The 11,212-nt window shown below is 64.8% G+C and carries 6 protein-coding genes; 2 read left to right on the top strand and 4 right to left on the bottom strand.

All coding sequences use genetic code 11. From position 1 onward, the window contains the following. Both K8I61_05370 and K8I61_05365 read left to right on the top strand, forming a co-directional pair. Nucleotides 1-985, top strand: a 985-nt coding sequence (locus tag K8I61_05370; GenBank protein ID MBZ0271444.1) for a hypothetical protein, incomplete at its 5' end; no start/stop codon positions are given. 148 nt (nt 986-1,133) lie between these two features. Then, complete coding sequence (locus tag K8I61_05365; GenBank protein ID MBZ0271443.1) at nt 1,134-3,845, top strand: 1-acyl-sn-glycerol-3-phosphate acyltransferase; 2,712 nt, start codon at nt 1,134-1,136, stop codon at nt 3,843-3,845. 9 nt (nt 3,846-3,854) lie between these two features. On the opposite strand, the gene K8I61_05360 is transcribed toward K8I61_05365, so the two are convergent. From K8I61_05360 to K8I61_05345, 4 genes are all read right to left on the bottom strand, one after another. After that, nucleotides 3,855-6,854 (bottom strand): pentapeptide repeat-containing protein, encoded by a 3,000-nt coding sequence (locus K8I61_05360; protein MBZ0271442.1) that lies wholly within the window; start codon nt 6,852-6,854, stop codon nt 3,855-3,857. A 60-nt stretch (nt 6,855-6,914) separates the two neighbouring features. Beyond that, the gene (gspF, locus tag K8I61_05355) at nt 6,915-8,150 is read right to left on the bottom strand and encodes a type II secretion system inner membrane protein GspF (protein MBZ0271441.1); all 1,236 of its coding nucleotides are present in this window, start codon (nt 8,148-8,150) and stop codon (nt 6,915-6,917) included. A 9-nt stretch (nt 8,151-8,159) separates the two neighbouring features. Then, complete coding sequence (gene gspE, locus K8I61_05350; GenBank protein ID MBZ0271440.1) at nt 8,160-9,854, bottom strand: type II secretion system ATPase GspE; 1,695 nt, start codon at nt 9,852-9,854, stop codon at nt 8,160-8,162. Nucleotides 9,855-9,938: 84 nt separating this feature from the next. Then, nucleotides 9,939-11,212 (bottom strand): hypothetical protein (locus K8I61_05345; protein ID MBZ0271439.1); only part of this gene is annotated, 1,274 nt, incomplete at its 5' end.

Genomic DNA, 11,212 nt, shown 5'->3' with positions numbered 1-11,212 from the left:
GTTCGGCGCGCTGCCCGAAGCCGACGTCGAAGGCGTGGATCTCTTCGGCGAAGCCCCCGAGGAGGGCGAGATCGAGCCGCCGGCGGTCCAGGCGACGCCCGCGGACGAGGAGGCAATCGACGTATTCGGCGAGACGCCGCCCGAGGAAGCCGGCGAGGCCGGCATTCCCTGGGAAGGCGAGCCCGACATCTTCGCGGAGGAAGGCCCCGCCGCGACGGTCAGCCTGGACGAAGAAGCTCTCGGGGAGGCCGCGGAACCGGATCTGTTCGCCGGCGAGGAAGGCCCCGCCGCGACGGTGACCGTGGAAACCGGCGAAGAGGCGGACCTGTTTGCGGACGAAGCCGAGGCCGAACCTCCAGCCGCCGCACCCGAACGCGAAGGCGACGCGCTCGTCGGCGAGATCCTGGGCGATATCTTTGGAGACACGCCGCCTCCGTCGACCGCGACCGAGGATGAGACTGACATCCTGAATGAACTGCTCGCGGGCCTGACCGACGAAGGCCCCGCCCAAGGCGATCTGCTCGAAGCGATGACGCGCGAGTTCCGCGATCTGGCCGGCGGCGAGGATACCCAGGACGCGCGCGCGCACTTCGACCTGGGCATCGCGTTTCGCGAGATGGACCAGATGGACGAGGCGATCGCCGAGCTGGAGAAGGCCCTGGCCCTGGGCGGGCACGACATTGCGCGCGACGGCGCGATTCAACTGGCGCAGTGCTACATGGAGCGCGAGGACTGGAGGAACGCGGCGGGTTATATCGAATCCGCGCTCGAGGAAATGCTCGAGGGCGAAAGCGCCGACGAGAACCAGAAGCTCGACCTGCTCATGGACCTGGGGCAGGCGTACGCGCGCCTTGGCGAAAAACGCCGGGCGCTGCGGGCCTTGCACGAGGTCGATGAGCTTTCCGCCAACTATCGCGGCGTCAAGGAACTGATCAAAAAGATCGAATCCGGCACGGACGGCGACGACAACATCAGCTACATGTAACGGCCATCGCGGCATGCGGCGAACGGTTCGGGCTATCGCCTGAGCCGTCCGTCTTGCGTGCCGAATCTCGCGAAACCGCTCGACACGCGTGACGCCTGCGCACGATTTGCACTACGATGGCGTCGTTGCGGTAATGGCAGGCCGGAAAGTGGGAACCTTGGAACCGATCGTGCGTCAACAGGCGGCTGATCCCGCCGCGCCCGGGGCGATCCCCGATCGCGAACGGCCGCGCCGCTTTCGGCGCTTTCTCAAGGGCACCTACCATCATTTTTCGGCGTATCTGCCCTGGCGTCTGCCGTCGACCGTACGGGCCGCGCTCGCGTTTCTGTTCCGCAAATGCGAGATCACCGCGGCCGATCGCGAGGCGATCCGCGCCGCCGCCACGCGCGGGCCGATCCTGTACGTCGCGCGCGATCGCAGCCTCCTCGAATTCCTGGCGATCGGATGGGTTCTCGCGCGGCACGAACTGCCACGGCCGGTATTCGCGCACTACCTCTCGCTGGCACTGGTCACGCCCTTGCTGCAGACCCTCCGCCGCACGCTGGCCATCGCCGTGCACTACATCGAACGCGGGTCGTATCCGAACCCGTACCGAAGCGACTTTCTCGGCCGGCTGTTTTCGGAGGAAACCCCAAGCCTTCTGTTCGTCACCGACTTTCGCGGCATGCCGCGCCGCTTCGGCTCGCCCGAAACCGACGTGCTCACCGAGATTTTCCGCGTTCAGCGCGACGTGCCGCGGCCGATCCAGGTCGTGCCCGTCGCGTTCATTCACGGCCGGCGGCCCGATCGCGAAATCGACACGCTCGCCGACCTCGTCTTCGGCCCCACCGCGGAACCCGGACTCGCGCGGCGGCTGTGGACGTATCTGCGTTACCGGCGCGATTGCGCGATGCGCGTGGGCGCCGTCGATTCCCTGGACACGATGGTGCGCCGGATGATGCCGCGCAACATGCTCTCCATCGACCGGCCCGCGGAGCTGGCCTACCGCGTGCGCCGCGATCTCATCGAAAAGCTCGACCAGGAGCGGCGCGCGGCGCTCGGGCCGATCCGGCGCACGCGCACGGAAATCGTCGAAGCGGCTCTGCACAACCGCCGCCTCGTCGGGTTTGTCCGCGAATACGCGCGGGACCACCAGAAGAGTTTTGTCGAAACGCGCGCACGGGCCAGGCGCTACCTCGACGAGATGGCGGCCGACTACAGCCCCGCGATGATCGCGTTCGCGGATGTCGCGCTGCGCTGGATGTTTCGCCTGGGCAAGGGGCAGATCCACGTCGACGCCGGCGAGATCGATCGTATCCGGCCCATCGCGCGGCGGATGCCGATCGTCTACGTCCCCAGCCACCGCAGCCATATGGACTACCTTCTGGTGAGCTACGTGCTCTACCAGCACCGGCTCTCGCTGCCCTTCATCCTGTCGGGCATCAACCTCAACTTCTGGCCGGTCGGCCCGATGTTCCGCCGGTGCGGCGCGTTTTTCCTGCGCCGCGCGTTCAAGGGCAAACGCATCTACTCGCGCACCGTCGCGGTCTATATCGAGACGCTCCTTCGCGAGGGATTCAACATCGAGTTTTTCATCGAGGGCGGGCGCAGCCGCATCGGCAAGATCCTTCCCCCCAAGGCCGGGTTCATTTCCATCCTGCTCGCCGCGTTTCGCGAAAGCGGCCGCGCGGACGTGGCCTTCGTGCCGGTGACGATCGACTACGAACGCGTTTTCGAGGAAGACGTTTACGTCGCCGAGGCGGCCGACCGGAAGAAATCCGACGGCAAGAAGTGGCGCTTCGCGCTGCGAAACCGGCGCATGCTCGGCCGCCGCATCGGCGATATCCACATCGCGTTCGGCGAACCGCGGACGCTCGCGGATATCCTGGCCGACGAGGGCCGCGCGGCCGTGCCGGACGATCGCGCGGGGCAGATGCACCTGGCGCGCTCGATCGGCTACCGCCTCACCTGGGAGATCCGCCGAAACTTCCTCATCCGCCCGCACGCGCTCGTTGCGACGATCCTTCTGGCCAACCCGAGGCGCGGAACGATGCTGCCGGACTTCGCGCGCGACATGACGATCTTCCTCAATCATCTGCGCCGGCACGCCGAGCTGCCCGCCGGAGAGGCGTGGGACGATCCCGAGTGGAACTGGCGCGCCGTCGAATTGGCCGTGCGCCAGCGATGGGCGCGCGTGGAAACCGGCGACGGCGACGAGGACATGCTCATCCTGCTCGACGAGGACCGGCGCATGCCGCTCACGATTCAACGCAACGGGCTGGTGCGTCTGTATCAGGACGAGGCGCTCGTGTCCGTCGCCCTTAACGGTGCCGCCGGTCCGATCACCGAGGACGTGCTCTGGCAGCGTTTCCTGTTCGCCCGCGACGTGATGACCGGCGAGATGATCCACGGACCGAGCCCCGATCCGACCGTTGACGAGGCGCGCGAGGCCTTCGCGCGCACCGTCGCGGTGTTTCGAGATGCGCAATTCGTCGTCGATAGCGCGCACGGCCTGACGCCGACCGCCTCGGGGACGCACGCCGTGCGGATTTTCGCGGCGCCGATCGCCGCGTACATGGAAAGCTACTATATCGTCGCGCGCACGCTGCGTCGCTCGCCGGGCGCGCGTCACACGGAAAAGGAGTGGGTGCGCCAGGCCATGAAGCAAGGGCGCATGTTGCATAGCGTGGGCGAGGTTCTTTACGCGGAGGCGGTCCACAAGACGCACTTCGAAACGGCGCTTCGGCGTTTCGGCGAGATGGGCTACGTGACGCGCGAGGAGATCGTCGGCGAGAAGTCGCGCGTGGACCGGTTCGACACGGCCGCGGGCGCGGAGGCCATCGAGGGTTTGCTCGCGAACCTGAGGCCGTTTCTGACCTGAGCCGCGCGCCTAAAGATCCCGCTGCAGGGCGGCGCGGGCCTCCTCGGCCACCCAGCAACCGGGAAATTCCTGAAGAACGTGCCGGTAGACGGTCCGGAGCCGACTGTCGTTTTCGGTCGTCCGGTAGAGCTCGACAAGTCCCTGATAAACCGGACAGCACATCCCTTCGCCGTCGCAATGCTTCGCCGCGGCTTCGTATTGCCGCTCGGCTTCATCGAATTGTTCGTCAAGCCGCGCGACGTCGCCCAGCCCGCGATGCTTGCTCGTCAGCCCGGTCGCCGTCCGCAAGATCGACTCGTCGAAGCCTTCATAGATCTTGCGCGCCTTTTCGTATTCCTGGCGATCGATGTACAGGCGCCCCAGCGCTTCCGCTGCCTGCAACTGCATTTCCGAAACCGGCGATTCGGCCAGCGCCTCGACATAGATCGCCTCGGCCCGATCGGTCTCCCCGGCAAAGGTGAGCAGGTGGCCGCTGTTGACGCGCATCATCCAGCGCATGTATTCGTCCACGTCTTCGGCGGCGGCGAGTTTTTCGTGGACGTTTCGTTGAAATTCGAGAATCGCGTCCCGAAGATCGGGTTGTTCATGAAAGATCGGCGTAAAACGCAGGAACGTCCCGGGCGGACGGGACGGCACCGGATCGTTCATGGCTTCGGCAAGAACCTTGCGCGCCGCGTCGACCTCGCCCTTTCGCACGTGGACCTCGAACGCGTAGACGCGCGATGACATGCGGCGGCGCGCATCGTCGGCGGCCGTCGCCGCCATGCGCTCGATTAGCGCCGCCGCGTCATCCAGGCGGCCGTTATCGAAAGACAGTTCGATCGCGCGCTCGAAGGCCGGCTCGCGAATATGTTCCGACAGGTCGTCCTGTTGGGTGAGCTTTTTGTAGATTTCGAACGCCTCGTCGGTGCGGCCGTCGCGATGATACAGCTCGGCCAATCGATATTCCGGCTCGCCCTTCGAGGCAAATCCCCGGTTGTTTTCGATAAGGTACGTCGCGTCCTCGATCGCAAGGGCGATGTCGCCCTGGGACGCGCGGATGTCCATCCGCAGGCTGACGGCGGGATAACGTAGCGCGGCCGCCGGCGAGCTCTCGATAAAATCGTTGAGGATGCGCAACGCCGCGCCGGCATCGCCGCGCCGGTGCAAAAGCGCCGCCAGGTCGATGCGCGTCGCGGACCGCACGTCCTGCGGAAACGACGTGTCGTCCAGAATCTGGCGAAACAGCTTTTCAGCCTCGTCGAAATTTTCACGATCCATATGGACAAGTGCCAGCGAATGCGTCGCCCGTATTTTGATGTCGTCATTGAGCGTCGTGGCGATGATTTCCCGGAATACCTCGCCCGCGGCCTCGAGGTTCCCGGTCGCCCGCATGGATTGGGCTTCCTCGAAACGCGCCTCGATCACCGCCTGCTCGGCCTCCGGAAAAAGCGTGCTGAACTTCTCAAAGTAGTTTTTCGCCGTTTCCTCCTCGCCCATCAAGCGATAAATCCGCCCGATCGTGAGGATGACGTTCTGCATGTCCTCGTCCGTCAACGGCCTGGTTTCCAGCGCCAGGAGGTCCGCGAGCGCAAGTTTCTCGCGCTTGAGGCGATGGTACGACTGAACGCGCGCGAGGATGATGCGCGACTGAATCGCCGGATCGTCGGAATATTCCGCGATTGCGCGATCCGACAGCCTGGTCACAACGTCGACCGCCGATTCGTCGAGAATGTTCCCGAGAATGTTCGTAACCGACTGCGCGACGCCCTCCGGGTCATCCTCGACGATTTCGAACAGGTGCGTGAACAGCGTTTCCAGGCGCTTGTAATCTTGTTGCTCCAACGCGACCTGCGCGGCCGTTTCGATGGCCGCCACGCGCGTTTGCGGAAGAAGCGACTCGTCGCCGAGCACCTCGCCGAGAATGCCGAGCGCCTCTTCCCCCTTGCCCATCCGCACAAACGCGCGCGACAGGCTGACCTTGGCCTCGGGAATCTGTTCGCTGCCGACCGGCAATTTGGCGAGCAAGGCGCGGTGATAGGTGACGGCATCCTCGAATCGCCCTTCGCCCATGGCCTCTTCGATCCGCGTCCACAGTTTCTGCTGCGACCACATCCCCGGATCGTTGTAGTAAAACCAGCCCAGGTACGCGAGCGACGCGATCGTCGCCAGCAGCACGAACCGTCCCGCGTTCGTGCCGATCATCCACCGGGCCGCCTTGCGCATCAGGTAGCGGCTGACCTTCGCCCCCGCCTCCTTGATGGACGCCATCTCCTCGTCCGACAGTCCCGTGACGTATCGAAAGTTCGCCTGCGTCACCGTGTTGCCCGTCAGCGTCGTATCTTTCAACTCCGCCGCGATCAACTCCGTGCGGGAGAGGTCGCAATCCGCGATGGACGAATTCGTCGCGACGATGCCCGCGAAGTCCGCGCCCGACAGGTCGCAGCCCACGAGCGCGCTTTCCGTGAACACCGCCGACAGAAAGTCGCTCGACGAAAGGTTGCAGCCGGAAAATCGCGCCCGTTCCCAGCGCGATGCCGGCGCCTTCGACGACACGAGGGACACCGCCTCGAAGACCGCGTCACCGCCGCTCACACGATTGAGCGCCGCCTCGTCGAACACGCTTTTTTCAAAGCGGACCGATTGAAATTCGCACTTGGTGAACGACGCCGACTTGAACGCGCTTCCGGCGTCGCGCACGTCGGCGAAGGTGACCGCGCGAATCGCGGTCTTCGTGAAATCGCAACCCACGAACGACGCCTTCTCGATGCGCGATTTCTCGATGTCGGCGCCGGCGAACCGGGCGCCCTCGACGGACGTATCGGCGATGGTGACGCCCGACATCCGCGCACCGGAAAAATCCGCGCCCGAAAGCCGCGCGCCGGTCAGGTCGACGTTGACGAGCTTCGCGCCGCGAAAATCCGCGCCGGTGAGGTCGCGGCCGCGAAAGTCCTCGTTCTTGATTTGTGCCTTGGCATAGGACGCGGGCGCGCCTGATTCCGCGATGACATTATCGTCCTTGGCACTCATTCCTCAAATTACCTCCGGGAACGCCCAATAGGACCGCATGCGGCGGCGCCGCGTCAAGGTCTACTGAAGCCCCGACGTCATATCCATGATCGGAAGCAAAATCGCCATCACCGCGAAACCGACGACCGCCGCCATGACAAGCAGCATCGCCGGCTCGAAAACGGCCATCAGCCCCATGATCGACGTCGTCACGTCGCGGTCGTACGCGTCGGCGACGCGAAACAGCATCGACTCGAGTTCGCCGGTCTGCTCGCCGACCGTGATCATGTGGATGACCATCGGCGGAAACACGCCCGACTGCTCGAGCGGCCGCGCGATCGGCTGCCCCTCGCGGATGTTGTCCTTGGCCGTCTCGATCGCGTCCTCGATGATGCGGTTGTCCACGACGTTGCGCACGATGGTCATCGCCTCGATGATCGGCACGCCCGAACGCAAAAGCGTGCCGAGCGTCCGCGCGAACCGGCTTACCGCGATCTTGCGAACCAGCGCGCCGAACACCGGAAGGCGCAGCACCAGCGCGTCAAAGCGCCGCCGGCCCTTGTCCGTCGCCACCCAACGGCGAAATCCGTAAATCGCCACGCCGGTGACGATCGCCATCAGCCACCAATAATCGCGGATGAAGCCGGAGAATCCCAGCAGCAACATCGTCATCGGCGGCAGCGACTTGCGCATGCCTTCGAAGATTTGCGTGATCTTCGGAATCACGAAGCCGACGAGGTACACCATGATGCCGCCGCCGATCAGCAGCATGAAGATCGGGTAGGTGATCGCCGCCTTCACCTTCTGCGTGCGGTCGAGCGTCGCCTCGGTGAAATCCGCGAGGCGATCGAGCACCGCGTCGAGCGTGCCCGACTGCTCGCCTGCCATCACCATGTTCACGAAAAGCGGTGAGAAGATGCGCGGAAACTCCTTGAGCGCGTTCGCGAGCGAACTGCCCTGCGTCACCTTGTCGCGCACCTGCGAAAACGTCTTTTCGAGGACCGGATTTTCCACCTGCTTTGACAACGCCAGAAGCGAGCTGTCCATCGGAATGCCCGCGCCGATCAGCGTCGCGAACTGACGCGTGGCGATCGCCAGGTCGCGCGCCTTGACGCGCCCGAGCAGCACGCGCAGGTCGATCTCCATCGCCAGGCCCTTGCCGCGCGTGAGCTTGCCCTCCTGGGCGACCGTCATCTCGGTGGGAAACTTGCCTTCGCGGCGCAGCTTGGCCTTGGCCGCCTTTTCGGTTTCGGCGTCCACGATGCCGCGGATTTTCTTTCCGCGGGCGTCAACGGCCTGGTAGCTGTAAACGGGCATCGGCGGGGCTTACGGGGCGTCCTCGGAGGTGACGCGCATGACCTCCTCGATGCTCGTGTCGCCCTGCAGCACGCGGCGCGCGCCGTCCATCCGCAGCGTGCTCATGCCCTCCTCCACCGCGGCGCGTTTGATCGCGTTCGCGTCGGCGTTGGCGAGAATGAGGTGCTGGATGCGCTCGGACATGCGAAGGATCTCGTATATCGCCGTGCGGTCCGCGTAGCCGGTGTTCGTGCAGTTCGGGCATCCGGTGGGCCGGAACATCGCGCCTTTGACGTCGGACGGCTTCAGCCCGATCTTCGCGAGCTCCTCCGCGGTGGGGTCGTATTTCTCCTTGCACCGGGGGCAAAGCACGCGCACCAGGCGCTGGGCGACGACGCCGATCAGCGAGCTGGAGACGAGAAACGGCTCGACGCCCATGTCCACAAGCCGCGTGAAGGCGCTCGCCGAGTCGTTCGTGTGCAGCGTGGAAAACACAAGATGGCCGGTCAGCGACGCCTGGATGGCGATCTCCGCCGTTTCCAGATCGCGGATTTCGCCGACGAGGATGATGTCCGGGTCCTGGCGCAGAAACGAACGCAGGCCCGAGGCGAACGTCAGGTCGATCTTCGGGTTCACCTGCATCTGCCCAATGCCCTGAATCTGATACTCGATCGGGTCTTCCACCGTGAGGATATTGACGTCCGGCTTGTTCAGGCGCACGAGCGACGCGTAGAGCGTCGTCGTCTTGCCCGAACCCGTCGGGCCCGTGACCAGGATGATGCCGTGCGGCCGGCTGATGAGATCCTTCACCACCGCGAGCTTGCGCGCGTCAAGGCCGAGCGCTTCGAGATCAAGACGCACCTGCGATTTGTCCAAGAGACGCATGACGACGCGCTCGCCGTACGCGGTCGGGATGATGCTCGTGCGGATGTCGATATCCTTGCCCGCGATCTTGATGCGGATGCGTCCGTCCTGCGGAATGCGTTTTTCCGCGATGTTCAGCTTCGCCATGATCTTGATGCGGCTGGCGATCGCGTTGTGGAAGCGCCTCGGCGGCCGCATGATCTCGTACAGCACGCCGTCGATGCGGAAACGCACGATGACGTCGTTCTCGAACACCTCGATGTGGATGTCCGAGGCGCGCTCCTTCACCGCGCGGTACATAAGATGATTGATCAGGCGGATGATCGGCGCGTCCTCGTCGGTCACGTCGATGATGTCGGTGATCTGGTCGAGATCGAAGCTCTCCGTCGCGCGCTCTTCCTCGAGTTCCCCCATCACCTCGTCGGTCGTCTCCTTGGCGCGGTCGTACACGACGTTGATCGTGTCGAAGATCATCCCCTGCGTGGAAAGCACGGCCCGCAATTCGCCGCCAAGAAACAGGCGCAGGTCGTCGAGCACCTCGAATTCGAGCGGATTCGCGCACGCGACCAGGATGCACTCGCCCTCTTCGCGCAACGGCAGGATGAAATTGCGCTTGGCGTAAGTGATGGGGATGCGGGCGACAAGGTGGAGGTCGACATCCTCCGCCTTGATCACGTCCTCGTAGGGCATCTCGAACTGCCGGGCGAGCCCCTGAAGGACCTGCGCCTCGGTGGCCACCTTCTGGCGGATCGCGATCTCGCCGAACAGCCCGCCCTTTTCCTTTTGCGTCTCGAGGACTTTTTGCACGGCGTCCTCGTTCAGGACGCCGGTCTCGATGAGGATTTCGCCGATGCGTTTCATGTCAAGAATTCAATCCTGCCCGAGTCGCGCGGGATCGGGTCCGTGAACGGCCGCCCGAACGGGCGCCGCCGGCGCGCACCGCCGTCATTCGTCGTCCGCGGGCGCGAACTCGTCCGTCCCTTCGTCTTCGTCCTCTTCGGGCGCCGTTTCGCCGATCGGAATGCCGTCGATATCGTCGAGCGCCTCATCCTCGCCGGGTACGTAGATGTCGTACACGGTGCCGCCGCCGCGCAGCGCCGGATCGGTCTCGATCGACTCGGGGCTCGGCGCGCGGAAGATGGTTTCGCGCGGGGTCATGCGCTCGGGATCGAGCACGCCAAGATCGTTCGTTCGCTCGGGCACGTGATTTTTTTCGCGGAACACTTCCATGCGCCGGTTCGTCATGCGCGTGACCTCCTCGAGGTCCGCGGAATCCTTGATGATGTACGGCGTCAGGAAGATGAGCAGGTTCGTCTTCTGGACGGTCTTGCGGCTGCTCTTGAACAGGTAGCCGAGCAGCGGGATATCGCCGAGCACGGGAATCTTCTGATCGACGACCGACACCGAGTCCTTCAAGAGGCCGCCGATGATGACGGTCTGCCGGTCCTTCACGACCACCACGGTGTCCGCGCTGCGCTTGGCGGTGGTGACGCCGACTTGCGCCGCGGACAGGCCCTCGGGGCTGTCGGTCACCTGGCTGACCTCCTGGTAGATCAGGAGTTTCACGTAGTCGGATTCGTTGATCTGCGGGGTGATGCGCAGGGTGATGCCGACGTCGCGGCGCTCGATCGTCGTCGTCGGGTTCGTGTTGTTGGCCGAGAAAATCTGGCCCGTCACGAACGGCACGTTGTCCGCGACGACAACCTCCGCTTCCTCGTTGTCGAGCGTCAGGACGTGCGGCGTGGACAGCACGTTCACGTCCGTGTCCGACGCGAGCGCGCGGAACAGCGCGCCAATGTTCGGGAAGGTCTCGCCGGCGAAGGTGATGGTGCCGTCCGCGGCGCCGATGGCGAACCCGGAGACGCCGAGCGGGTTGGCCGCCGCCTGCTGGATGCCGCCGTAGTTCGTGCCGCCGATGACCTGCACGCCCTCTTCCGTCGTGTCGTTGGTACTGCGGAACTCGAAGCCCACGTCCAGGCCGCGGTCCATGGTGATCTCGAGAATGAGCGCCTCCACGAACACCTGGCGGCGCGGGATATCGAGCTTGTCGACGACGTCCTTCAGGATCAGGAAATCGCGGTTGCTTGCGATGATGACCAGCGAGTTGGTCGCCGGTTCCGACGTGATGCGCACCGCGCCGTCGAAATCCGCGAGGAACCGGCCGCTCGTCTGCGCGATGCCGCCCGCTCCGCCGCGGTCGACGCCGCCCGTGCCGAGAC

It is taken from the genome of bacterium, assembly GCA_019912885.1.
Lineage (GTDB): Bacteria > Lernaellota > Lernaellaia > JACKCT01 > JACKCT01 > JAIOHV01.
The sequence above is the reverse complement of the archived record's forward strand: the minus strand, read 5'-3'. Positions and strand labels throughout refer to the sequence as shown.

Coding starts and splice junctions, on each gene's coding strand:
- gspF (MBZ0271441.1), bottom strand. CDS start 8,150: ATGCCCGTTTACAGCTACCAGGCCGTTGACGCCCGCGGAAAGAAAATC.
- K8I61_05360 (MBZ0271442.1), bottom strand. CDS start 6,854: ATGAGTGCCAAGGACGATAATGTCATCGCGGAATCAGGCGCGCCCGCG.
- gspE (MBZ0271440.1), bottom strand. CDS start 9,854: ATGAAACGCATCGGCGAAATCCTCATCGAGACCGGCGTCCTGAACGAG.